Origin of the sequence: Paenibacillus anseongensis (genome assembly GCF_009757995.1) — a bacterium.
Taxonomy (GTDB): domain Bacteria; phylum Bacillota; class Bacilli; order Paenibacillales; family NBRC-103111; genus Paenibacillus_E; species Paenibacillus_E chondroitinus.
The window spans coordinates 566,995-592,354 of record NZ_WSEM01000004.1 but is presented as its reverse complement, the minus strand read 5'-3'; the positions used below and the strand labels follow the sequence as shown (position 1 = coordinate 592,354).

Here is a 25,360-nt window from a genome sequence, read left to right as displayed (position 1 = left end):
TAAGGAGGACCCACTATGAAGGCTGTTATTATGGCTGGAGGCAAAGGCACGCGGCTTCGCCCCCTCACTTGCCATCTTCCCAAACCCATGGTGCCTCTCCTGGGAAGACCGTGCATGGCCTATATTATTGAGCTGCTGCACAAACACGGCATCCATGATATTGCCGTCACGATGCAGTATAAACCTGAAGTGATTCGCGACTATTTTGGCGATGGAGAAGCGTTTGACGTTAATCTCCACTATTTTGAAGAGACCAGTCCCTTGGGTACAGCCGGAAGCGTCAAGCAGGCGCACGAGTTTCTCAACGATACCTTCGTCGTCATTAGCGGTGACGCCTTAACCGATTTTGATTTGGAGCAGGCGCTCGCTTTTCACAAAGAAAAACAAGCTAAAGCTACGTTACTGCTGACCCGTGTCCCTCATCCACTGGAATACGGTGTGGTTATGACCGATCAGAACGGCGTGATTACCCGCTTCATGGAGAAACCAAGCTGGGGCGAGGTGTTCAGCGACACGGTGAATACAGGCATCTATATCATGGAGCCAGAGCTGCTGGAGCGCGTGCCGCTGGGTCAGGAATTTGATTTTAGCCAGCAGCTTTTCCCGGCATTGCTTCAGGAAAATAGAGGGCTCTACGGCTACGTCAGCAGCGGATACTGGATGGACATCGGCAACTTGCAGCAGTATCGGCAAACCCAGTTTGATATGCTCGATGGCAAGGTACAGCTACAAATCCATGGCACCCAAATCCGGCCTCGCGTATACATCGCAGACGATGTAGAGACCAGTGAAACAGCCCGCGTCGTTGGACCTGCTTTTATCGGTAAAGGGAGTAAGCTTGAGGACGGGGTGGAACTCGGAGAATACTGCATCGTGGGGGAAAATAATCGGCTTTCCAAGGGCAGCAAGCTCACGCGCAGCGTACTTTGGGACCATAACCACATCGCCCCCCATAACGAATTAGCCGGTTCGACGCTAACCAGCCGCATTGTTTGCAAAGAAGCCTCGTATCTCGGCGAAGGGTCGGTCGTTGGCAATCATGTCATCATTGGGGAAAAGAGCCGGATCGAGCCTCATGTGAAAATATGGCCCCATAAACAAATTCGCGATAAATCCCGCCTTCATACTTCTCATATATGGGGGGAGCATGCTGCCAAAACGCTATTCAAAACCCGCGGAGTCAGCGGCCTTCCCAATCTCGAGCTAACACCCGAGATGACCGCCAAGTTCGGCACGGCCTACGGGGCAACCCTTGCTGCCGGCAAAACACTCACAGTAAGCTGCGCCCCGCATACCTTCACTCGGTTGCTCAAGCGCGCTTTGACGGCAAGCTTGCAATCCGTCGGCACGCATGTCATTGATTTGGGAGATTGCCTGGCTCCGGCAGCTTCGTTTGCCATTCGTCACTTGGGCGCCGCAGGAGGTATCCATCTGGATTGGTCCGGTAAAGAGAACGAAAGGTGCCTGCTGGCCTGCATGGATGCCGAAGGGCTGCCAATTACAAGATCCGCCGAGCGCAAAGTGGAAAACAGCTTTTGGCAGGAGGATTATGCTCGGGCATCGATAGAGCGCCTTGGCAGCTATAAAGATGAAACGCATTGGTTTGAGACCTATGTGCATACTTTGTCTGAAGAAATCGCAGATGAAGGAGAAGAATTGCCCCTATCGAGAATGAAGATCGTCATTGAAGCCAGCCCTTGGCTGCAGCCTTATCTGGTGCCGTTTTTCGAGAAATTGGGACTGGAAGCGATCCATGTGACCACAGCAAATAATCAGGTACCACTTCCCCTGTTCACATCGCTAGCCGGGGCTAACTTAGGTTTGCGCATGTTGGACGACGGCCGCACCTTGCAGCTTGTGACAGAGAAGGGAGAGCTTGTCGATACGGATTTGCAAACCGTTTTCCTGTACCTGTGCTACCTGCACAGTCGACCAGGAGCAACCATTGGCGCTCCCGTCAGCGCGCCTGAGCTCCTGGAGAGCATGGCCGAGGGACTAGGCGCAACAATCATTCGCACCAAGGAATGGGAACGAGCCATTCTAGAAGCCACGGAGCAGGCGCGGATGCATCCTTTGTTCGACTCGCTTTTTGCCATCGGACTTGTCGTTCTTCATCTGGGGAGAACCGGTTTACCGCTGTCAGAGCTTCTATCTCTGATTCCGAGTTTCTATCTGCACCGCGAGCAAATCGATTGCCCATGGGACGCCAAGGGAGAAGTGATGCGGAGTATGATGAACAAGGCCAAGGACACGCCTGTTGATTTGGTGGACGGGATCAAATTTTATCATGAAAATGGTTGGATTTTGCTGCTGCCCGACAGTGAAGACCCTGTTTTTAGGCTTGTCGCCCAGTCTCAGAATCCGGCTCTTGCCGAAGAGCTTGTCCATTCGTACCGAGACCACATTCTAAATGTGTTGCAATAAGCATACTATATGACAGATATATCCATTAGCGGGTGATCCGAAGTCTTAAGATGAAGGGGAGAGCGGCGTGAATATGATTCCAAGTGTTTCCAGGCAGATCGCTTTTGTGCAGTATGACGATCAATCTTCCAGTATGACGGTTCAATATCATACCGGTTTCAAGGCATCTTATACGAATATTAATCAGGATGATTATCTGTTGATTCTGAGTTCTGTCAATCGATATGATTCTTTAATGAGGCTTACGGAGACCCGGTACATGGAAGGTCAACCTCCAATTAAGTAAAGCACATACAGGAGATCTCCCCCTTCTTGAAAGGAGGAGATTTTTCGTTTCCTAGGTGCGTATGCTACAATGTTGTCCGAATGGTTGATCCCATTTATTTCCCATTACGACCTAAGAAAAGGTGAGTCTGATTCCTACTCAAGCTTTCTCTGCCCATTCCAATGACAGGGACACACTTCACTTGTTGGTGCAGTCATCGGCTAATCTTTTTGCTTATTGGCAGCTCTCTTCGAGGAAAAAAAGGATGGTGCAGGATCACTTCGGAGCGGACTGGCTCCTGCTTCAGCCCACTCTGCGTTTTTACGAAACAACTGTCGAACAAGCCGTCAGCACCCATCTGTCAGATACGATTTCTGAACTCCCCCTTCCACAAGGAGAATGCTGCTTCCTGAACGGTTTTCTACCCGGCCGGTTGTACTTCGCAGAAGTCGGCATTAAGAATGAGCAGGGACAATTTCTCCCGCTTCTGCGTTCTAATACGATTCAGACTCCCCATATACATACGAAGCAAGAATTTCCTTCAAACGTTGCAACACTGGAAAACCAAGTTACCTACAGGCCTGCTGCCGTTTCCATTCAGCTTAAGGCTCCTATAGCTCATGAGTATTTCTCGGCCTACTCCGTGTACTTACCCAAGTGCACACCCCCAGCAGATTCGGAATTCGGAGGCGATCTCGATTGAGCTCAAACGTACACGGTTATGTTGCTTTGCTCCTGCATGCCCATATCCCTTACGTGCGTCATCATAAAGCGGAAATCACGTTAGAAGAACGTTGGTTTTTCGAAGCGGTTGTGGACAGCTATCTGCCTCTCATTGAAATGATGGATCGGCTGCTTGAGGAAGGCGTGCCCTTCGCGCTGACTTTATCCCTCTCTCCGCCGCTGCTTGCTATGCTGGAAGATACCGGCTTGCAGAAACGGCTTCGCAAGCATCTAGCCTCCCTCTGCGAGCTTTCCCAGCGCGAGGTGATTCGCCTATGGGGCCATGCCGACTTCGGCCCCACGGCCAGGCTCTACGCCGATCACTATCATCGGCTGCTTGCTTTGTACGATCGCCTGCGTGGCGATCTCATCGGGAAATTCCGCAGCCTGAGAAGCTCAGGCTGCTTAGAGTTAATAACGTGCGCCGCGACACATGCCTTCTTGCCCCTGGTCAAGAACGACGCCGCGCTGCGCGCGCAGCTTGAAGCCGCCGTCCAGGAATTCAGGCGGCATTTTGGATCTGCTCCGGCAGGCATCTGGCTGCCGGAGTGCGGCTACACGCCTGCCGTGGAGCCTCACTTGCAGGCGCTGGGGCTGCGCTATTTCGTTGTGGATGCCCATGCGTTTGCCGCGTCTGGGGCATCCACCAGCTATCCCCTGCGCACGCCAAACGGCGCGTGCGCCTACGCTCGGGACCTCGAAGCCGGCGCTCAGGTATGGAGCGCCGAAAGCGGTTACCCGAGCGACCCCGACTATCGCGAGTATTACCGCGATATCGGCTTTGACCTCGGCCACAGCGGCGGGGCCGAGTGGGAGTACTTGAAGCCCTATGTGCTGCCGGACGGCGCACGCATTCATACGGGCTTCAAGTACCACCGCGTCACCGGCAAAGGTGACGCCAAAGCGCCCTACCACCCGGCGCTCGCCGCGCAGAAAGCTCAGCAGCATGCTGAGCATTTCGTCGCCAGCCGGGTGGCGCAGCTTCGGCGCTGCGCGGAGCAGCAGCCGCAGCCGCCGGTCATCGTATGTCCATACGATGCCGAGCTGTTCGGGCACTGGTGGCACGAAGGCCACCAGTGGCTCGAGGCGGTGCTGCGCGGCCTAGCCGCTGCGCGCTGCGAGACGGCGACATTAGGCGGCTACGCAGCCGCCTATGCGCCGACCACGGCGGCCACGCTGCCGGAGTCCAGCTGGGGCCGTGGCGGCTTCGCCGAGGTCTGGCTGCAGCCGCGCAGCCAGTGGGTGCATCCGCTGCTGCACGCGGCGGAGGATCGCTTGGTGCTTGCGGCGCATAAGCACCGGAAGCCAGAGCTGCTCAGCGGCCTGCAGGTTCGTGCGCTGAATCAAGCCGCGCGCGAGTTGATGCTCGCGCAAAGCAGTGACTGGACCTTCATCCTGGATGCTGAAACGGTAACCAGCTATGCCGTGAAACGAATTGAAACGCATCTCGCTTCTTTCCATAAATTGTTAGATACTGTTGACAATGATAAAGCTGAAATAACAGACAGAGAGCTTTCCGAGCTTGTGCTGACCCTGGAGCGGCAAACGCCCTTTTTACCCGAGGCGCATTACCGTCTTTTTCAGCCCGCTTCATCGATCAGCTTTTTCCCTGATACCTCGGAGCGTTCATTCCCTGCCCCTTCACAGCCGGATACGCTTAGGCCTCTACGCGTTTTGATGCTGGCCTGGGAATATCCGCCACGAGTCATCGGAGGTCTCGCCAGAGCCGTTCGTGATCTATCCGTACAGCTTGCTGCGAGCAGTCTGGAGATTCATGTCGTCACATGCTTGACGCCCGAATGCTCGTCCTACGAGCTGCTCGACGGCGTGCATATTCACCGTGTAGACGTATTTTCTTCCGCGGAACCCCTTCATTTCCTGGATTGGGTGTTTCAGATGAACCTGGCCTTCTCGGATACCGTCCAGCGCTTATCCGTTCAAGGACAACAATTCGATATCATCCATGCTCATGATTGGCTCGTCTACTATGCCGCGAAAGAGTGCAAGATGGTCCTGCACCTCCCTCTGCTGGCCACGATTCACGCGACGGAATCGGGACGCAATCTGGGCAAGCTGGATACGCCTGCGCAAAAGCGCATTCATGCCCTGGAACATAAATTAGCGCACGAAGCCGATCACCTGGTGGTCTGCAGTCCTTATATGCTGCAAGAAGTTATGCACCTTTTTCATACTCCTTTTCATAAAATGACCCATATCCCTAATGGCGTTATGCCATTTCGGGTACCTGATGCTCATGGTTCAGCGGTTAACCCGGAGCTTTCTCGCGTACTTTCGGTGCCGCATGGAGATGCTGCTCGTCCAATTATCGCTTTCCTCGGAAGGCTTGTTTATGAGAAAGGCGTGCACCTCCTGCTTAGCGCCATGCAGCACGTTCACAAGGAGTATCCTATGGCTCAGTTGGTTATTGCCGGTACGGGACCGGAACTTGAAGCGCTCCAACTCTCGGCCGCCCCACTCGGCGACAGTGTCCATTTCACTGGTTTCCTAGACGAATGGGACAAAAGCCTGTTATTACACCATGCTGAACTTTGTGTATTCCCCAGCCTCTACGAGCCGTTCGGCCTTGTGGCCTTGGAAGCGATGGCCAGCGGTACACCGCTTATCGTTTCGGATACGGGAGGTCTGTCCGACATCGTAGACCATGGATTTAACGGATATAAGGTTCCTGCAGGCGATGCTGACCTGCTTGCTTGGCAAATTGTTCAGCTTTTACAAAATCCCGCTGCCGCTTCTGAACTTGCCGCTCAGGCTTTGGCCACAATTCACGACAACTTTGGATGGGAGCAGATCGGTTCCAGCACGGTTATTTTGTACACGAAATTAATCGCTCACGAGCAGTCATCGGGTATAATCCCGCATCAAAAGGAAATAATCAAATAATATGGACATCTATGCCAAATGAAAGCGCACCCAGTTGAAATTTTCAGAATTTTTTCAAAGAATCATTGATTCCTTGGTAATTATTAGGTAACCTATTGGCAGGCCTTGTGCTTGCAGTGCTCGGTTTTGAACAGATTTTGCACTTGGTTGAACTTACTGAACAATCAAACAAAAGAGTGGGGAAGTGATTGTATTGCCTAGACATCTGGTCATCGGAAACGGAAAATTTCTTATTAATCTCGATCAGCATTCCTATATGCGAGATCTGTACTATCCTTTCGTAGGCCAGCTTAATCATATTGGCGGTTATCAGTGCCGTGTCGGTATTTGGGTGGATGGTGACTTTGCCTGGCTGAATTCCCCCGAGTGGCAGTTCCAGCTTGGTTATGTGGAAGATTCTCTTGTTACTGAAGTAAGAGCTACGCATCCTGGTCTTGGCATCACTTTACTCATGAATGACGGTGTTCATCAGCGAGAGGATATTTATATTAAACGGATCCAAATTACGAATCACAAACATACCGTTCGCGAAGTGAGAATGTTCTTCAATCAGGACTTGCTCATTAATGAAACCGAGGTCGGCGATACCGCTGCCTTCTATCCTTTGACGAATACGGTATTCCACTATAAAAAAGACAGATATTTCATGTTCAATGGCAGCACCGGAACCGAAGGCATTTATCAATACTCTACTGGTGTCAAAAGATTTTATAACGCCGAAGGCACGTGGCGCGATGCGGAAGACGGGCATCTCATGGGCAACGCCATTGCGCAAGGGTCAGTCGATAGCACGATCTCCTTTCGGATGTTTGTGCCGCCAAATGCCGACCAAACGCTCTACTACTGGATGGGCGCAGGCAAAACGCTTGAGGAAGTCAAGAAGCTTGACGCCTACGTCAAAGACAGCCACCCCGGCAAGCTGCTCGATCGCGTAACGGTTTACTGGCAGCGGTGGGCGAATAAGATCGAGAGGGATTACGGAGATTTGAATCCCGATGTACAGCGCCTTTTCAAACAAAGCTTGCTCCTTGTCAGGACGCAAACCGATGTGAACGGCGCGATTATCGCCGCGAACGATTCGGACATCATGCAAAGCAACCGAGATCATTACAGCTACATGTGGCCTCGGGACGGCGCCTTGATCGCTTACTCCATGTCCATGGCCGGCTACCAAGGGATGATTATTCCTTTCTTCAACTTCTGTGCGAATGTGCTGTCGCCTGAAGGTTACCTGCATCATAAATATAATCCGGACGGCACCGTAGGCTCCAGTTGGCATCCTTATATTCATTCCGGACGTGTTCAGCTTCCTATTCAAGAAGATGAAACAGCTCTTGTGCTCTTCGCTCTCTGGGCAGATTTCCAGAAAAATGGAAGCCTTGAGTTTGCCCAATCGCTTTACCGCAATCTCATTCGTAGAGCGGCCAGATTCATGTCCACTTATATCGATCAGGAATTGAACCTGCCGAAGCCGAGCTACGATCTGTGGGAAGAACGTTACGGGATCTATACCTTTACCGCTTCAGCTGTGTACGGCGGACTCATCGCAGCTTCCAACTTCAGCAACCTCTTCGGGGATGAAGAGCGCAGCAACCGCTATAAGCATACGGCTGAGAAAATAAAAGCCGGAATTCTCAAGCATCTTTGGGATGAGAATGAAGGCCGATTCGTTCGCGGTTTGTATATGGAGGACGGCGAATGGGTCAAAGATATGACGCTCGAAAGCTCGGTTTACGGAATATTTGAATTCGGGGTTCTGCCTGCTGACGACGAGCGAGTTGTCGGTACCATGAGAGCGAATAAAGAAGGTCTTAGAATTAAAACAAACGTCGGTGGCATTGCCCGCTATCATCATGATTATTACTTCCAACGTTCCACCGATATCGAGAATGTACCCGGAAATCCTTGGATCATCTGTACGCTCTGGATCGCTGAGTGGGAAATCGAATACGCCAAAACACTCGCTGATCTCGAAGCGCCTCGCCAGACGTTAGAATGGGTCGTCAAACACGCTATGGAAAGCGGCGTCCTGTCGGAGCAATTGGATCCTTTCTCAGGCGATCCGGTCTCTGTCGCCCCGCTTACCTGGTCGCATGCGACTTATGTGCTTGCCGTTGTGAAGTACTTGAACAAGTACAAACAGCTTTCCAAACAATAATGTAACCGGAGCCGCCGTGTTAACACTTTTTCTGAATAAGTGCTAACCCGGCGGTTTTTTTGCTGCCCCCATTAACTTCGATTCAACCCTTTGCTTTGGACATAGCGTGTAAATTGATGCACCGGCACTTTACTTTGCAGCACAGCGACATGCTTGTGAGACCACGTATCATTGCGTGTATTCTCATTACGGCCCGCATAATAGGCACTCATCTGCTCATCATACTGCTCAATCTGCTCTAGCTGCTCCTCCCTGCTGGCCATATAGTGATTCTCAAAATAAACGGCCGGCACCGGCAGCCGCGGCTTAATGTCCGTGTGTTGGTCCGGCACGCCAATCGCCATGGCAAAAAGCGGCACGACGTACTTGGGCAGCTTAAGCATCGTATCTAGACGAGCTATGTCTTTGGCGATTGCGCCGATAATCACAACGCCTAGCCCCATTGACTCCGCAGCTAAGGCTGCATTCTGGGCCGCAAGCGCAGCATCGATAACAGCAATTTGGTACAGCGCTGAACTCTCCAGCATCGCCTCCATGTTCTTCGTTTCCTCTTCCGTCCCCCGCACCGTAACACGATGAAGATCCGCACAGAAAATGAATAGGTGACCGTTGGCAGCCACATAAGGCAATCCGGTAATAGCTCCCAGCTCCTCCTTCATTGCCGGTTCTGTAATCCCAATTAACGAATAGGACTGCATGAAATTGGACGATGAGGCCATTTGTGCAGCCCGCACAATTTGCTCGATTTGCTCCCGAGTCACCTGTTCCTCTTTAAAACGTCGAATCGATCGGTGGTTCATCATTGTCGCCAGCACTTCATTCATTATTCCTTCACTCCTTTGGGTTTTGTGGGCATTAGCCCGTTTCGAAACATTGTTTCCTGGAAACCATATTATCGCAAGGTAATTATATTGTCAATATTGTTTCCCGGAAACTTTATTCACAGGAGTTTTTTTGTTATACTTATCCTGAAAAGAGAGGCGGGTATGACCATGATCAATAAACAAAAAGAGCCCTTTGTGCGCGAGATCATCGCTTCTTTTACGAAGTTGGCTCAGCGTGTTCAAGAAAATGATGACGAAGAGCATCAATGGCTTATTCAGCACTGCAGCAATCCAGCTCTCATTGACATCATTAAAGAGATGACCGTTATGATGCTGCACGTGCTGGATGCCGTCGGCAAGCTAGAACCGGTAAATGGCATTACCATCTCCAAAAGATTCGACATTCCGAAAGGCAGCGTCTCCAAAATCACGAAAAAGTTAATAACGCTCGGGCTCATTCAAACCGAATCACTGCCCGGCAATAAAAAAGAAATCATTTACCGCACCACTTCGCTCGGCTTGGAACTCTATCACCTGCACGCTCAGCTGGATCGCCATCTGGAAGAGCACACTTTCCGTGTCATGGACAAATACGACGCCGATCAGCTTCGTTTCGTTAGCACTTTCCTGCAGGATCTCATGCAGACTTCCTGGATAGAGCAAGAACAGCCGCCTGCACCAATAAAAAAGCCGCAAGACCCTGTTAAGTAGTCCTGCGGCTTGGCTTGCAGCTTACTGTTTGCGGCTGCCCCTCACTCAAACGAATAACTCGACGCATACGTCTGCGCATCCCACAGCTGTTCCAGCTCAGATGGCTCGCTGCATGCTACTCTGAACAGCCACCCTTTATCATAAGGTGACTCAATCAGCATCATCACTGCCCGCTCCAACAGCATGTTAACAGCGATGACCTCGCCGGATAACGGCGCAAGCAAATCATGCTCACTTTCAGCAGTCTCCAAGGAGCCGGCATAATTACCTTGCCCAAGCACCGCTCCACGTTCCGGAAGTTCGATGAATAAAACCATCCCCCACTCAAGCAAGCCGATTTCCGTTAGGCCGACGACAGCCTCATTCCCTTCTATGCGTATCCAATAATGATCTCTTGTATATTGCAGATGCGTTGGTACGGTCACGTTCATTCTCCTTCATGAAGAAAAGCTCCCCCCGCCGCATTCGCATGCCAGCTAAGAGGAGCTTGTCTATGTAAAAAAAGCTTATTTTACGACAAGGTTTTTGTCGCCTGGTTTCCAGTTCATTGGGCACAATCCGCCGGATTGAAGCGCTTGAAGCACACGAAGTGTTTCTTCTACGCTGCGGCCTACATCGTTGTGGTTAACAACTTCATATTTCAATTCGCCTTCTGGATCGATGATGAAAAGACCACGAAGTGCGATACCTTCTTCTTCGATTAGAACGCCGTAGTCACGTGCTACGGATTTCGTGATGTCAGCAGCAAGTGGGAATTCCAATTTGCCAAGACCATTGTCGTTAACAGGTGTATTGATCCATGCTTTGTGTGTGTGGATGCTGTCGATGGAAACGCCAAGAATTTCAGTGTCCAATTCTTTGAATTGAGCAGCAGCATAGCTAAGCGCTGTAATTTCTGTCGGACATACGAATGTGAAGTCCAATGGGTAGAAGAACAATACTAACCATTTGCCTTTGTAGTCGGACAAAGATGCTTTGCCAAACCCTGTACCGTCACCTGTAGCTGTCTCCATTGTAAAATCAGGAGCTTGTTTACCAACTAAACGCTCTGCCATGTGTATAATTCCTCCTCAAATCTATCTTCTTCGTATAAAATGGTATCATCCGAATAGATGAAAGTCAATAATTAGACCACATACAACATAATAATTACTTTAAAATATGAAAGGTCCTTGAACACGTTTAATTGCGCTACCTTTTCCATCCAGGTTGACGCTGTAATAGGTTGAAACTACTTAATAAGCGCATGGCATAGACAGTCTCACCCTATGTTGTATTTTATACAACATTTTCACGAGATTAGACAGCAAAACGCCCCGATATTGTACTTTGTGCAACTTAGAGGTGTGAAAAACGCCAATATTGGGTCTTTTGGGCTCAAATGGTTGCACTTTGTACAATGAAGGAGAGCATAACCTAGTAAAAGCCGCATTTATCATGTACAAAATGCAACGTAGACTATGTTGTTGGTAAGCTCTTCGTTATGACGCAACGCTGCCCACCTGTTTCCTCCCACTTATCACTCAAAAAAAAGAGCTTGCTCGCTGCAGCACAGATGCTTAGCGGACAAGCTCTTATTCTTATTTGCGCATAGCGTCTACAATCAGTTGGCCCATAGCCAATGTTCCGATTGCTTTGCTCTTATCGACAGCGATATCGCCTGTGCGGTTGCCTGCATCAAGCACTTCTTTCACGGCGCGTTCGATGGAATCCGCTGCATCGTGGTAACCGAAAGTCAAGCGGAACATCAAAGCAACGGATAGAATCGTTGCGATTGGGTTGGAAATACCTTGGCCTGCAATATCAGGCGCAGAACCGTGTACCGGCTCATACAAGCCGAAGCTGCCTTCGCCAAGTGATGCGGATGCCAGCATCCCGATGGAACCTGTCAGCATTGCAGCTTCGTCGCTCAGGATGTCGCCGAACATGTTCTCTGTTACGATGACGTCGAAGGAAGACGGACGGCGCAGCAATTGCATTGCACAGTTGTCTACCAGCACATGCTCAAGCTCAACATCCGGATAGTCAACCGCAATACGGTTAACCGTTTCGCGCCATAGGCGGGAAGTTTCCAGAACGTTTGCTTTATCAACGGAAGCCAGCTTTTTGCGGCGTGTGCGAGCGATGTCAAACGCTTGACGAGCAATACGCTCGATTTCAGAAACGTTATACGCGCAAGTGTCTACAGCTTCTTGACCGTTTGCCGTTTCGCGACGGAATTTCTCACCGAAGTAGATACCGCCTGTCAATTCACGAACAACGATCAAATCCGTTCCTTCAAGTACTTCCGGTTTCAATGTGGAAGCTTCTTTCAAGCAGTCAAAGATGAAAGCCGGACGAATGTTAGAGAACAAACCAAGCGCTTTACGAATACCCAGAAGACCTGTTTCCGGACGCGTTTCTTTCGGGTTGTTATCCCATTTTGGTCCACCTACAGCACCTAGAAGAACTGCATCTGCGGATTGACAAACTTTCAATGTTTCTTCCGGAAGTGGTGTACCTGTTTGATCAATGGCAATTCCACCGAACAAAGCATGCTCTGTTTCAAATTGGTAACCGAAAAGCTCCTCGGTACGTTTCAATACTTTTTCCGCTTCTGCAACGACTTCTGGACCAATGCCGTCTCCAGCGATTACAGCAATTTTTTTCACATCTGCCATGACTGTCATTCACTCCTTAAATTAGTAAAGCTGCTTGGTAAGCATCTCTATCGACTATATGATGCTCTCATTGTAACATAAGATAACCCTTTTCATTAGATATAAAATCTATTGCTTTAATAGGTTCCTCCTATAACCTTGTATTACAGAACTCAAGCTCTTTTTAAAAATAGAGATATTGACACCTTTCTGAGTAGTAACTATAATAGTTACAACGGTGGTGAATGGTTTTGAAGCAAATCAGTACACGTTTTTCAATCGCTGTACATACACTTTCCCTGATTGCCGTCAGTTCGACCGAGGACTGTACAGGCGATTACATTGCGGGAAGTGTGAATACCAACCCTGTGGTCATCCGAAGAATTATGGGTTTGTTGAAAAAAGCAGGATTAGTGGAAGTACGCCCAGGAGTTGGAGGCGCTTCTCTGCTCAAAACACCGGAGGACATTACGCTTCTGGATATTTACCGGGCTGTACACGTCATTGAAGATAACCAATTATTCCGGTTTCACGAAGATCCGAATGAGGGATGCCCCGTCGGGCGGAACATCGAATCCGTTCTTCAGTCAGAGCTAAGCGAGGCTCAATCCGCTATGGAACACAGGCTGGCACAGACGACTTTGAGTCAACTTACCGTGAAGTTCAAATAAGTAGGAGCTCCATATAGCGAGCTTTTATTTTATATATAAGTTGTAATAGTTATTGTTATAACAAAAATGATTACAACAAAAAAATTTTAGGAGGATTATAACATGAAAATTTTAGTCACAGGCGCGACAGGGAAATTGGGATCGAAAGTAGTAGAAACATTGTTGAAAACAGTACCGGCAAGTCAACTGGCTGTGAGTGTCCGTAATCCGGAGAAAGCTGAAGGGTTGCGTGCTCGAGGCGTAGACGTTCGCCTAGGGGATTTTGATCGTCCAGAAACCTTGCAAACTGCTTTTGCAGGGATCGATCGCTTATTGATTATTTCGGCGGATGGAGATACGGAAACAAGAATTCGACAGCACTCCAATGCTGTAGCTGCTGCAGCGCTTGCTGGAGTTACATTTATTGCTTATACCAGCATAGCTAATGCAAGTAACAGCACTAATTTCTTGGCCCCGGTGCACCGTACAACAGAAGAAGCCATCGTCAAAACCGGCATTGCTTATACCTTCCTGCGCAACAACTGGTACCTGGAGAATGAACTGTCGAGTATTCAAGGCGTGGTGGCTGGAGCTCCGTGGGTGACCTCTGCCGGCTCCGGCAAGGTAGGTTGGGCACTGCAGCAAGAATACGCAGAGGCGGCAGCAGCTGTTTTAGTAGGGAACGGACACGAGAATAAAATATATGAGCTTTCAGGTCAATTACACACGCAAGCTGAGCTCACGTCCGCTCTTGGTGAGGTGCTAGGCAAGGAAGTTCCTGTACAGCAGGTCGATGATGCCACTTATGCGGATATTTTGAAAAGCGTAGGGGTCCCCGACTTCGTTGTCCCTATCCTTGTAGGTATTCAACAAGGTATTCGGGAAGGTACGCTTGAGATTGAAAGCGATGATTTCGAGAAGCTGCTGGGCCGCCCGGCAACGCCAATTCGCGAAGCCTTGGCTCAGATCGTTAAGTCTAATTGATTTCGCCCTTATAGTTAACAAAAGGACTATCTCAACAGTAGAAACATCTACTCTCGGGATAGTCCCTTCTTTTTATACGCTTTGAAGGTAAGATTCCATGGCTTTCGCCAGTTTTTGCATACCAAGAATCGTGTTCTCACGATCTGTGTGTGTGTAGTTCAAGCGCATCGTATTGTACTGTGGGTTCTCCGCATAGAATGTGGATCCCGGAACAAAAGCTACGCCTTCTTTTACCGCTATTTTCAGCAGATCTTCTGCGCGAATACCTGGTGGAAGTTCCACCCAGATGAACATGCCGCCCTTCGGTTCTTCCCACTTCAGACCCGGCCAATTCAACTCTTTCAATAGACCCGACATGAACTTCATCCGATCCAAATATTGCTCACGAATCAAAGAGATGTGCGCGTCAAGATCGAAGTGCTCAAGCAGATGATACAGGGTTTGCTGATCAATCGTACTGGAGTGCAAATCCGCCGACTGTTTGAAGCGAGCGATTTGACGAATGAGCGTCTCATCCCCCATCACCCAGCCTGTCCGGAAAGCAGGCGCTACCGTTTTGGAGAAAGTGCTCGTGTACACCACATTACCGCCCTCGGCTTTACCGCCAAGCGAGAAAATGGATGGATACGTTTCATTCTCATCAAATTGAATTTCACCATAAGGGTCATCCTCAAGAATCAGGACATCCGCTTCGCGGCAAATGTTCAGCAATCCTTGACGACGCTCTAAGCTCCACGCACGGCCTGCGGGATTCGAGAATGTTGGAATCACATAAACCAGCTTCGGATTATGCTCAGCGACCTTGGCAGCCAAATCCTCAAGAATCATACCGTCGTTATCGCTATCAACGGAGTAAATTTTCGCGCCTTTGGCTTGAAAAACTTGAATCGCCGCCAAGTAAGTCGGTCTTTCGACCAAGATGACATCGCCTTCATCAATGTATACGCGCGTCAACAAATCAATCGCTTGCTGGGAACCTGTCGTTAGCAGCATCTCGTCTGGCGTGACGTGCATGTTTTTGGCAGCCATACGTTTGCATAAGGACTCGCGCAGCGGCTTGTACCCTTCGGTTAATCCGTACTGCAGCGCTGATTTCCCGCCGCCAACAACTCGTTTAAACGCATCGCTTACCGCGTCCAATGGGAAAAACTCTTCCGCTGGCAATCCGCCGGCAAAAGAAATAATTGAGCTGCCTTGTGTCAGCTTCAGAATTTCTCTTACCGCCGAGGATGAGAAACCTTCTAGCGATTTGGAAAATCGATATTTCATAATGGACGCATCCTTTCGCATTTGTAGAAAGCACCCCTCCTCTAGCTTGGAGGTGAGGTGCTTATCTAGTAGTCCCGTGGACTTAGGTTATTAAATCAACGTAACGTTGCTTCTATTGCTTGTTGGGGTTTTGCGTTTATCAATAAGTCTGTTCACAGCGTCCAGGTAAGCCTTGGCGCTTGCTTCCAGAATATCTGTCGAGATGCCGCGTCCTTGAACGGACACATCGTTCTGTTTCAGAACGACATGCACTTCCCCGAGCGCATCTTTCCCGTGAGAGACAGACTTGATGGAGTAGTCATCCAACTCGACTTCTTCCTTCGTCGCTTTGTCAATGGCGTTATAAATCGCATCAACAGAACCGTTACCCACAGCACTTTCCGTCACTTCGCCGCCGTCTTGGAAACGAACGTGCACAGTCGCTGTCGGTGTCATTTGATTGCCGTAGGCCACTTGAAGCGTGCCAAGCGCAAAAATTTCCGGCGTTTCGATCAACTTCTCTTCGATCAGCGCACGGATATCTTCGTCTTCCACCTGCTTCTTGCGGTCGGCCAAATCCTTGAACTTGCCAAACGCCACGTTCACTTGCTCGTCTGCGAGGTCGTAGCCGAGATCGATCAGCTTCTCACGGAACGCATGGCGGCCGGAGTGTTTACCCATCACGAGCTTACTTTCCTTGACCCCAATGGTCTCCGGGGAAATAATCTCGTAGGTCGTTTTCTCTTTGAGCATCCCATCCTGATGGATGCCGGACTCATGCGCGAACGCGTTAGCGCCGACGATCGCTTTATTGCCTGGCACCACCATGCCGGTCAGCTTGCTGACCAAACGGCTGGTGCGGTAGATCTCGTTCAACACAAGCGATGTTTTCGCTTGGTAGAAGTCCTGGCGTGTCTCCAGCGCCAGCACAACTTCCTCGATCGAGGTGTTCCCTGCTCGCTCGCCAATGCCGTTGATGGTGCCTTCGATTTGATCGGCACCATTCAGAACCGCCGCTAGCGCGTTAGCTGTCGCCATGCCAAGATCGTCATGGCAGTGCGCGCTCAGCTGGATTTTCTCAATGCCTGGGACCGTGTCCTTCAGCATTTTGAAAATATTCCCGTAGTCGTACGGTGTCATATAACCGACTGTATCGGGAATATTCACGACCGAAGCGCCGGCGCGGATCGCCATTGCTGTTACTTCTGCGATGAAATCAAGCTCCGTACGTCCGGCATCCTCGAGTGAAAACTCGATTTTGCTGAAATACTTCTTCGCATATTTAATCGCAGCTTCCGCTGTCTCCAGCACTTGGTGCTTCTCCATCTTCAGCTTATGCTTCCGATGGATCGGGGACGTCGCCAGGAACAAATGAATGCACGGGTCCTGAGCGCCCTGCAGCGCTTCACGGACAGCCTCGATGTCCGTCTCCTTCGAGCGGGACAGACCGATTACTGAGGCGTTCTTAATCGCTCTCGCTACGGCATTAACGCCTGCCAAGTCACCAGGTGATGCAGCCGGGAAGCCGGCCTCCATCCGATCGACACCCAGCTTCTCAAGTTGAAGCGCGATTTCGACCTTCTCCTGTGTGTTCAGGTTCACGCCTGGCGATTGTTCTCCGTCTCTGAGCGTTGTATCAAAGATGTAGATTTTGCGCACCATGGTCACCTCCTAAAAGATTACGAGTGTTCAATCAAACTTCTAGACCTATCAATGACCGTTACGTTCTTCAGAATTTGTCTCCGATCGTTTCTTGAAACCATGTCCCCTGATTAGAATAAACAAAAGGTTGGGACATGGTTTCAAATACGAACGCTTCGCTTCTCCGACAAACTCTGAGCCCTCCACTGAGTAGTTCTCCGAAGTTTAAAAGGCACACTCGCCAATTTTTACTCGTCTACATAGTATTCACAGGGAGTGACTGGGAAATTCTCCGCAATCACTCCCTGTGGGATGAATAACTATATGATTGAATAAGGCATTACATTACTTTTTGATCCAGTGCATCATTTCGCGCAATTGAGCACCCGTAACTTCGATTGGGTGTTGAGCTTCGTTGCGGCGAGTCGCGTTCATGAACGCGAAGTTGGATTGGTTCTCCAAGATGAAGTCGCGAGCGAATTTACCTTGTTGGATGTCAGCAAGAACAGCTTTCATCTCTTTTTTCGTTTCAGCTGTGATGATGCGAGGGCCTGTTACATAGTCACCATACTCCGCTGTGTTGGAGATGGAGCTGCGCATGGAGGAGATTCCGCCTTCATACATCATGTCAACGATCAATTTCAATTCGTGCAAGCACTCGAAGTAAGCCATTTCTGGAGCATAACCAGCTTCAACCAATGTTTCGAAACCTGCTTTAACCAGTTCAGAAGCTCCGCCACAAAGAACTGCTTGCTCACCGAACAGATCCGTTTCTGTTTCTTCACGGAAGGAAGTTTCGATAACCCCTGCGCGAGTACAGCCAATACCTTTTGCATAAGCAAGTCCGATTGCTTTTGCGTTGCCTGTAGCGTCTTTCTCGATCGCGATCAGACCAGGAACGCCGAAGCCTTCAACATAAGTACGACGTACCATGTGACCTGGGGATTTAGGAGCAACCAAGAATACATCTGTACCTTCTGGAGCTACGATTTGGCCAAAATGGATGTTGAACCCGTGGGAGAACATCAAAGCAGCGCCTTTTTTCATGTTCGGTTGAATGGACTCACGGTATACGCGAGCTTGCGTTTCATCCGGCATCAAAATTTGAATAACATCAGCGCGTGCTGCTGCTTCTTCAACGGAGACAACTTCAAAACCGTCATTTTTTGCTGCGTTCCAGGAACGGCCTTCACGAAGACCAATAATTACGTTCAAACCGCTGTCACGCAAGTTTTGCGCTTGTGCGTGCCCTTGGGAACCATAACCAACAACTGCAATCGTTTTGCCTTTAAGTACCGCTAAGTCTGCATCTTTTTCATAGTAAGTAGTAACTGCCATTTCGTATAAATCCTCCTTTGATATGATGAATCCGTATTGTCTACCCCTTGAGTGGGTGTTTCAACGATTAACTCTGAACAACTAGCCTTTTAAAGCGCTAAAGGGTCCATCGCTCAAAGCCCCACTCAAGGAGGCTTTCCCTACTTTTTCACATTGTTGACTATTATTTATTTAACTGAGCCCCGAATCATCGCCGTTGCTCCCGTACGGGAGAGCTCACGGATACCGTATGGACGAAGCAATTCTACCATAGCATCTATTTTATCTGAATCTCCGACAACTTGCACGATTATTGAAGATGGACCAATATCGACAACCGCGGCGCGGAATGTTTCGACAATTCCGAGTATTTCTGGACGCATGATAGGTTCAGCATTTACTTTAATAAGTGCTAATTCTCTAGCGACCATCGGGTTGGAGCTGAGGTCGATGACTTTAATGACATCAATCAGCTTGTACAGCTGCTTGGAAATTTGCTCCAAAGTGCTGTCATCCCCCGTTGTTACAATAACCATTCGGGAAAGTCCGAGTTCTTCGGACTCCCCTACAGTAATACTTTCGATATTAAAGCCTCTGCGTCCGAACAAACCGGATACTCGCTGCAGAACACCAGGCTGATTGTTTACGAGTACGGAAACTGTATGTTTAGTTGTCGTCATCATTCCGAATCCCCCATTAACATGTCGCTAATTGTATCGCCCGCTTTAACCATTGGGAACACGTTCTCTCCTTTTGGTACGACGAAATCAATCAAGACCGGTCCAGGTGTATCAAGCGCTTCCTGCCAAGCTTTTCTTGCTTCTGCCTTCGTCGTGGCACGCAGGCCTTTCACGCCGTAAGCTTCAGCCAGCTTCACGAAGTCAGGGCTGCCGGCCAAATCAATATGGCTGTAGCGGTTGTCATAGATGATTTCCTGCCATTGACGAACCATGCCAAGTACTTGGTTATTCAAAATAACAATTTTCACCGGAATGTTGTGAATTGCACAGATCGCAAGCTCTTGCGCGCACATTTGAACGCCGCCGTCGCCATTGATGGATACAACCAGCTTATCCGGGTTCCCCATTTGCGCACCAATCGCGGATGGGAATCCAAAGCCCATCGTACCAAGTCCACCGGACGTTACCAGGGAGCGAGGGTTTTTGAATTTGTAGAATTGAGCAGCCCACATTTGGTGCTGACCAACGTCAGTTGTCACAATCGCTTCACCATTTGTCGTTTCGCTGATCATTTCAACCACGTATTGTGGCTTCAATTCGGTTTCTGTATCACCGTATTTAAGCGGGAACTTTTCTTTGTTTGCTTGAACTTCAGCAATCCAAGCTTCGCTTTTCGCAGGCTTCGCTTTCAGATTGGCTAAAGCAAGAACTGCTTTCACATCGCCAACACAAGGGATATCCGTTTTTACGTTCTTGCCGATTTCCGCAGGATCCACATCGATATGTGCGATTGTCTTCACCTTCGGTGCAAAACCGTCCAAGTTCATTGTCACACGGTCATCGAATCTCGAACCGATGGAAATCAGGAGGTCCGCATTCTGAATGGCTGTGTTCGCCGTGTACGTTCCGTGCATCCCCGGCATACCGAGCCATAGCTCGTGGGCACTTGGGAATCCGCTGAGTCCAAGCAGCGTAGTCGCTACCGGAATTTGCGTAGCATTCACGAACTCGATCAGCTCTTTGGAAGCGTCTGAGTAGACAACGCCGCCACCTGCGATGATCACTGGACGTTCAGCTTCTTCGATCGCTTTGAGCAACTTGTCAACTTGCAGCTTGTTAGGCTGAACAGTCGGGTTATAGCCGCGGATGTTTACTTCAGTTACCGGCTTAAATATCGTTTTATGAGCGGAGACATCCTTTGGTATGTCAATGAGAACCGGACCTTTACGACCTGAGTTCGCAATATGGAACGCTTCATGAATGATGCGCGGCAGATCTTCTACATCACGAACCAAGTAGCTGTGTTTCGTAATCGGCATTGTAATCCCCGTAATATCTGCCTCTTGGAAAGCATCCGTACCGATAAAGTTCGTCGCAACGTTCCCTGTAATAACAACGAGCGGAACAGAATCCATATAAGCGGTAGCTATCCCAGTGACGAGATTCGTAGCCCCCGGTCCTGATGTAGCGATACATACGCCAACCTTGCCTGTGGAACGTGCATATCCATCGGCAGCGTGAATGGCTCCTTGCTCATGTCTTGTCAGTAGGTGGTTAAAATCGGAAAAGCCATGCATCGCATCGTAGATGTACAGAACAGCGCCGCCCGGATATCCAAAGACGCAATCCACACCCTCCAGCAATAAGCTTCTTAGCAAAATCTCAGATCCTGTGATCAGGTCCGGCTTCATCAGCTTGTCAATCAGTTCTTCTTTTGACCTCTTTGGTTCAGTTTGAACATTCATTGTGATCCTCCTCTCAAAAAGTAAGTCCATGTTATACTTCGAGCTTTCTTAGACAATAAGAAAAACCCCTGTTCATCCCGCACACGTACGTAACGTGTTAAACGGGACGAAAGGGGTTTAAGCTTCCGTGGTACCACCCAAATTTGCTACATGCCTCACAGCATACAGCCTTAGCAGGTATGTTCGCGTAGAACAATACCCTCAGCACGATAACGTGTGCTTTTCCGATTCTCCCTAGTGCTTACAGACAATGCCGTAAATCTTCAGGAAAACAGCTCCGAGGTGACTTCGTACGTAAGGGATTAAGGCGATGGTTTCAGCAAGTCCAACGCTCTCTGCGCATAAGTGCCCTTATGACTTCTTCCTCTTCATAGCCGATTTATTCGTGAACACCATCCGTTAAGATGATATTAGAGATTATTATATGCATCCCCGGAGCATTAGTCAATAGCATATCGAATAAAACAAACGAAAGTGAGGGAATATACTACCAATTCAGGAAATGAGGGCTTCGCTGATGACATCTTCTCTGAAACCCGCTCTCCCTTTATCGACCGATTTGCACACGAACATCTCGAGACTGAGAGAAGCGCTTGGCGATTCTCCGGACATCATTATTCGCTTGCTCGATATGCAGGTTACACAGGATCACCTCTCTATTGCTTTACTCTACATAGATGGGCTTGTCCAATCAGATTCTATCCATAAGCACCTCATAGAGCCCTTATTAAATGTTCAAGCAACAGAGCAGACAAGCGAGCAATATTGCGGAGTTCACGAAATCCTGCAGCAAACCGTTTCCGTTGGCGAGCTCTATGAAGCCAAATATGATAATGAGCTTCTGAATGCTATTTTAGAGGGCAGCACTGTTATTTTAGTCGATGGATTCGATGAGGCCTTTTTCGCCTGCACGAACGGCTGGGAGAAACGAGCGATCGAAGAACCGCAATCGCAAACCGTGATTCGGGGACCTAAGGAAAGCTTCACGGAGGACATCCGAACAAACTTGACTCTGCTCCGCAGAAAAGTCAAGTCGGCTGATCTTCGCTTTGAAAGCATGAAGATTGGACGTTACACCCGGACGGAGATCATCTTGGCCTATCTGGAAGGCGTCTCCAATGAAAAAGTGCTGGCTGAAGCGCGCAGACGACTTAAGCTCATAGATACGGACAGCATTCTGGAGAGCGCGTATATCGAAGAATTTATCGAGGATAAGGGCTATACGCCTTTTCCCACCATGATGAACACCGAAAGACCTGACACTGCAGCAGCTGGTTTGCTTGAAGGACAAATCATCATTATGGTCGATGGAACTCCGTTCGCTTTAATGGCTCCCGTGACATTTTTTAAGTTCCTGCAATCCAGTGAGGACTACTACCAGCGATATGATATCGCATCCTTCGTGCGTCTGATCCGCTACGCATCTTTTTTCGTCTCTATGCTGCTCCCATCTCTCTATATCGCGATTACCACGTTCCATCAGGAAATGCTGCCGACAACTCTGCTCATCAGCCTCGCTGCTCAACGTGAAGGTGTGCCTTTCCCAGCGCTTGTGGAAGCGTTCCTGATGGAGATCACGTTCGAGGTACTGCGGGAGGCAGGGGTGAGGATGCCCCGCGTTGTCGGGCCCGCCATCTCCATTGTAGGCGCGCTTGTCCTTGGACAAGCAGCCGTACAAGCCGGTCTCGTATCCGCAGCGATGGTCATCGTCGTGTCATTTACAGCCATCTCCAATTTTGTCACGCCCGCGATTAACTTGGCTGTAGCAGCACGACTCATCCGCTTCATGCTTATGATGCTAGCCGGTTTACTCGGACTATTCGGCATTTTATTCGGCTGTATGTTCATCCTTATTCACATGTGTTCAATTAAATCGTTCGGCCTTCCGTACATGGCCCCGATTTCTCCGTTTATTCCGTCGAATGTGAAAGATATCTTCATCCGGCTTCCATGGTGGAAGTTAATCAAGCGACCGTTGGCGCTGACCAAAAATGTTTATAGACAGCGTCCAACAGCAAAAAATCCAAAGAAAAAATAACAGCACACGGAGGAGACTGGATGCATGCGAACCAAACGCCGAGTGGTGTTGACAGGCCTGATCTCTTTCGTTATTTGCTGCTTATGCACGAGCTGTTGGGATCGGACTGAACTAAACAAGATCGCCATCACCGCAGCAACCGCCGTCGATTGGGAGAATGATCACTGGAAAGTCTCTTATCAAGTCGTCATTCCTCAGTCTATTGCCAGTACAGGTGGAATGGCGATTCAGCAGGCTCCTGTATTGGTGTTTTCTACGAACGGGGATTCCATTCAATCTGCTGTTCAAAGAGCCAGTTTAGAAATGCCTCGTACGATGTTCTTCGCTCATAACCGAGTCGTCGTCATTGGCGAAAGCGCAGCTCGCAAAGGCATTTCTCCCATCATCGACGTTTATTTAAGAAGCGCCAACTCCAGGGAAACCGTAAGCCTGCTCGTAAGCAGAGACGAAGGGCGAAAAATCCTGGAGCAAATTTTACCGTTAGAAAAAATACCAGGCGCAGCCTTGAGAAATATGGTGCTCAACGAGGACAAAACCGATGGCAACCTCAAGCAAGTCATGCTTTATCAGCTCGCGATGAGAATGGCTAGTGATTCCGGTTATTCCACAATTCCGGAAGTTTTTATATCAGGCCAAGGTGTCGAATCGACTTCGATTGAAAATTTAAAGAGCACCAATTTCGATACCAAGCTCAAAATGGGACGTATTGGCGTTTTTCAAAAAGATAAGCTCGTTGGCTGGATGACTGGGCATGAAGGTTACGGACTCAGCTGGCTTAAAGGAGAGATCAGTCAGACCACCTTATTTTTCGGATGCTCGGAGAAAAGCGAGAAATCTCGCTCCGCCATACGGATTACCAAGGCTTCAACCAAGCTGACTCCCGTAAATATCCAAGGAAAGTGGGTCATCCAGGCTGCGGTAAAAGCTAGCGGACAACTGCTTGAAAATGGATGTCTAATTGATGCCTCAAAGCCGGAGGGCAGTCGTGAAATGGAGAAACTTATCGGAGAAACCATCTCGGAGCTTATGTCAATTTCCTTGCGTAAAGCCCAAAGCATGAAAGCGGATGTCCTTGGATTTGCAGGTCTCATTCATCGAAAAGATCCGAAAGCGTGGGAGAAGTTAAAGCCAGACTGGGAAGAGTATTTCGCCCAAATCCAGATGCAGTCCTCTTTCCAAGTCGACATCGAGAACATCGGCATGAACAGCAAATCCGTGAAGCAGCTTATTGAGAACGACAATCGCTAATGGCACTCGGAAGAAGAAGGAGTCTAACCGCATGGAACGAATCAGCAACTACCAAATTGCCGTTATGATTATTCTTTTCCAAATCGGCAGCACGCCTTTATTTGCCATTGGCAGCAAAGCGAAACAGGATTCATGGGTTGCTATGATCGTCGCGGCAATCATTGGCTTAATCCTGCTGCGGATGTTCCTCTATATCCAAAGCATCGCGCCAGATCAGTCTCTCATCTTCTTAATGCGGATCTGCTTCGGCAAAATAGCAGGCGGTATTCTAAGCTGCTGCTTTCTTATTTATTTTGCTTATGAATCCATGAGAAATGTGCGAGACTTCGGCGAAATCACAAGCGTCACCCTGCTCACGCGAACTCCTAAATTTGTCGTCATGCTGCTCGTTATTCTGCTGGCCGCCTATACGATCATTATGGGCATTGAAACCTTTTGCCGCGTTGCCGAAAGTTTAATATTGCCCATACTTTTTAGCTATAGCATCCTTTGTCTCCTCATTTTTGGTTCCAAATTAGTCAAGCTTGAGCGGATACAACCCATTATGGAAAAAGGCTTCAAGCCCATTCTAACTGCAGCTTTTCCCGACCTGGTCTCTTTCCCGTTTGGCCAAATGGTCGTCTTCCTGATGTTTTGGCATCTCATGTCAGACAACAATAAAGTGAAACGCATCAGCACTTTCACCTATCTTGGCGTAGCGGTATTCCTCGTTGGGATGAATATGATAAATGTGTTGGTGCTTGGCCCTTCCTTGATTGGCAACAGCACCTTGCCCTTTTTGCAGACTGTGCAGTTAATCCAGGTTGGCGATATTTTTGAACGGCTGGATGTCTTCGTGACTCTGCTGCTTTTTCTCGGTCTATTCGTGAAACTCACAGCGTTCTTCTGGGCCGCGTCTTATGGGGTTTCCCAGCTCACAGGCTGCAGAGCCAAGGTTTCTATTGGCATAGTCGGCGCTGTAATTTTCGCCTCTTCCTTTCTTGAGCCTAACTACACCTATCACATCTGGTTAGGTCTAGCGGTTAGCGTTAAGCTGTTCCCCATTTTTCAAATTTTGCTTCCCCTCGCCATGTTCATCGCCATTTTATTCCGCAAGCTCAAGAAACATCCACCTTCAGAGGACACCCCAGCCCCCCGCGAGAATGCCTGTTAAAATAAAAAAAA

General features: G+C 49.2%; 20 protein-coding genes. 11 read left to right on the top strand and 9 right to left on the bottom strand.

Annotated elements, in window-relative coordinates:
• The first annotated feature begins 15 nt into the window (after positions 1–15).
• The 5 genes from GON05_RS04725 (at position 16) to GON05_RS04705 (ending at position 8,471) form a co-directional block, all read left to right on the top strand.
• The gene (locus GON05_RS04725; protein ID WP_157318024.1) at positions 16–2,424 is read left to right on the top strand and encodes a sugar phosphate nucleotidyltransferase; all 2,409 of its coding nucleotides are present in this window, start codon (positions 16–18) and stop codon (positions 2,422–2,424) included.
• 73 nt (positions 2,425–2,497) lie between these two features.
• Positions 2,498–2,710: a hypothetical protein gene (locus GON05_RS04720; RefSeq protein ID WP_246069161.1), complete on the top strand. Its 213-nt coding sequence runs from the start codon at positions 2,498–2,500 to the stop codon at positions 2,708–2,710.
• Between the two features lie 121 nt (positions 2,711–2,831).
• A complete protein-coding gene (locus GON05_RS04715) occupies positions 2,832–3,392 on the top strand; it encodes a DUF4912 domain-containing protein (protein ID WP_157318023.1) in 561 nt (186 codons plus the stop codon).
• On the top strand, positions 3,347–6,313 hold the full coding sequence (locus GON05_RS04710; protein ID WP_309492644.1) for a 1,4-alpha-glucan branching protein domain-containing protein: 2,967 nt from the start codon (positions 3,347–3,349) through the stop codon (positions 6,311–6,313). The genes GON05_RS04715 and GON05_RS04710 overlap by 46 nt, the downstream gene beginning before the upstream one ends.
• A gap of 193 nt (positions 6,314–6,506) precedes the next feature.
• A complete protein-coding gene (locus tag GON05_RS04705) occupies positions 6,507–8,471 on the top strand; it encodes a glycoside hydrolase family 15 protein (protein WP_157318021.1) in 1,965 nt (654 codons plus the stop codon).
• 71 nt (positions 8,472–8,542) lie between these two features.
• On the opposite strand, the gene GON05_RS04700 is transcribed toward GON05_RS04705, so the two are convergent.
• Positions 8,543–9,295, bottom strand: coding sequence for a nitroreductase family protein (locus tag GON05_RS04700; protein ID WP_157318020.1), 753 nt, complete (start codon positions 9,293–9,295; stop codon positions 8,543–8,545).
• Between the two features lie 168 nt (positions 9,296–9,463).
• Between GON05_RS04700 and GON05_RS04695 the strand changes: the two genes are divergently transcribed.
• Positions 9,464–10,006, top strand: coding sequence for a MarR family winged helix-turn-helix transcriptional regulator (locus GON05_RS04695; RefSeq protein ID WP_157318019.1), 543 nt, complete (start codon positions 9,464–9,466; stop codon positions 10,004–10,006).
• A gap of 41 nt (positions 10,007–10,047) precedes the next feature.
• Here GON05_RS04695 and GON05_RS04690 read toward each other — a convergent pair whose 3' ends face one another.
• From GON05_RS04690 to leuB, 3 genes are all read right to left on the bottom strand, one after another.
• Positions 10,048–10,431 (bottom strand): glycine cleavage system protein H, encoded by a 384-nt coding sequence (locus GON05_RS04690; protein WP_157318018.1) that lies wholly within the window; start codon positions 10,429–10,431, stop codon positions 10,048–10,050.
• Positions 10,432–10,512: 81 nt separating this feature from the next.
• A complete protein-coding gene (locus GON05_RS04685) occupies positions 10,513–11,061 on the bottom strand; it encodes a peroxiredoxin (RefSeq protein ID WP_157318017.1) in 549 nt (182 codons plus the stop codon).
• 525 nt (positions 11,062–11,586) lie between these two features.
• Positions 11,587–12,666: a 3-isopropylmalate dehydrogenase gene (gene leuB, locus GON05_RS04680; RefSeq protein WP_127455529.1), complete on the bottom strand. Its 1,080-nt coding sequence runs from the start codon at positions 12,664–12,666 to the stop codon at positions 11,587–11,589.
• A gap of 230 nt (positions 12,667–12,896) precedes the next feature.
• Between leuB and GON05_RS04675 the strand changes: the two genes are divergently transcribed.
• Both GON05_RS04675 and GON05_RS04670 read left to right on the top strand, forming a co-directional pair.
• Positions 12,897–13,316, top strand: a complete 420-nt coding sequence (locus tag GON05_RS04675; RefSeq protein ID WP_157318016.1) for an Rrf2 family transcriptional regulator — start codon at positions 12,897–12,899, stop codon at positions 13,314–13,316.
• Between the two features lie 102 nt (positions 13,317–13,418).
• A complete protein-coding gene (locus GON05_RS04670; RefSeq protein WP_157318015.1) occupies positions 13,419–14,279 on the top strand; it encodes an SDR family oxidoreductase in 861 nt (286 codons plus the stop codon).
• 72 nt (positions 14,280–14,351) lie between these two features.
• Here GON05_RS04670 and GON05_RS04665 read toward each other — a convergent pair whose 3' ends face one another.
• The 5 genes from GON05_RS04665 to ilvB form a co-directional block, all read right to left on the bottom strand.
• Complete coding sequence (locus tag GON05_RS04665; protein ID WP_127455525.1) at positions 14,352–15,548, bottom strand: aminotransferase-like domain-containing protein; 1,197 nt, start codon at positions 15,546–15,548, stop codon at positions 14,352–14,354.
• Between the two features lie 90 nt (positions 15,549–15,638).
• On the bottom strand, positions 15,639–17,186 hold the full coding sequence (locus GON05_RS04660) for a 2-isopropylmalate synthase (protein WP_181646652.1): 1,548 nt from the start codon (positions 17,184–17,186) through the stop codon (positions 15,639–15,641).
• A gap of 327 nt (positions 17,187–17,513) precedes the next feature.
• The gene (gene ilvC / locus GON05_RS04655; protein WP_127455524.1) at positions 17,514–18,506 is read right to left on the bottom strand and encodes a ketol-acid reductoisomerase; all 993 of its coding nucleotides are present in this window, start codon (positions 18,504–18,506) and stop codon (positions 17,514–17,516) included.
• A 167-nt stretch (positions 18,507–18,673) separates the two neighbouring features.
• Entirely contained in the window at positions 18,674–19,165 is a 492-nt protein-coding gene (gene ilvN, locus GON05_RS04650; protein ID WP_127455556.1) for an acetolactate synthase small subunit, read from the bottom strand.
• Entirely contained in the window at positions 19,165–20,910 is a 1,746-nt protein-coding gene (gene ilvB / locus GON05_RS04645) for a biosynthetic-type acetolactate synthase large subunit (RefSeq protein WP_127455523.1), read from the bottom strand. Before ilvB ends, ilvN begins: the two co-directional genes overlap by 1 nt.
• A 517-nt stretch (positions 20,911–21,427) precedes the next feature.
• On the opposite strand from ilvB, the gene GON05_RS04640 reads away from it, so the two are divergent.
• From GON05_RS04640 to GON05_RS04630, 3 genes are read left to right on the top strand one after another with little or no spacing between them, the layout of a single operon-like run.
• On the top strand, positions 21,428–22,948 hold the full coding sequence (locus GON05_RS04640; RefSeq protein ID WP_246238799.1) for a spore germination protein: 1,521 nt from the start codon (positions 21,428–21,430) through the stop codon (positions 22,946–22,948).
• 24 nt (positions 22,949–22,972) lie between these two features.
• Complete coding sequence (locus GON05_RS04635; RefSeq protein WP_157318012.1) at positions 22,973–24,196, top strand: Ger(x)C family spore germination protein; 1,224 nt, start codon at positions 22,973–22,975, stop codon at positions 24,194–24,196.
• Positions 24,177–25,349 carry a GerAB/ArcD/ProY family transporter gene (locus GON05_RS04630; RefSeq protein WP_246238798.1) on the top strand — a complete coding sequence of 391 codons (1,173 nt, stop codon included), beginning with the start codon at positions 24,177–24,179 and terminating at the stop codon, positions 25,347–25,349. The genes GON05_RS04635 and GON05_RS04630 overlap by 20 nt, the downstream gene beginning before the upstream one ends.
• Positions 25,350–25,360: the final 11 nt, after the last annotated feature.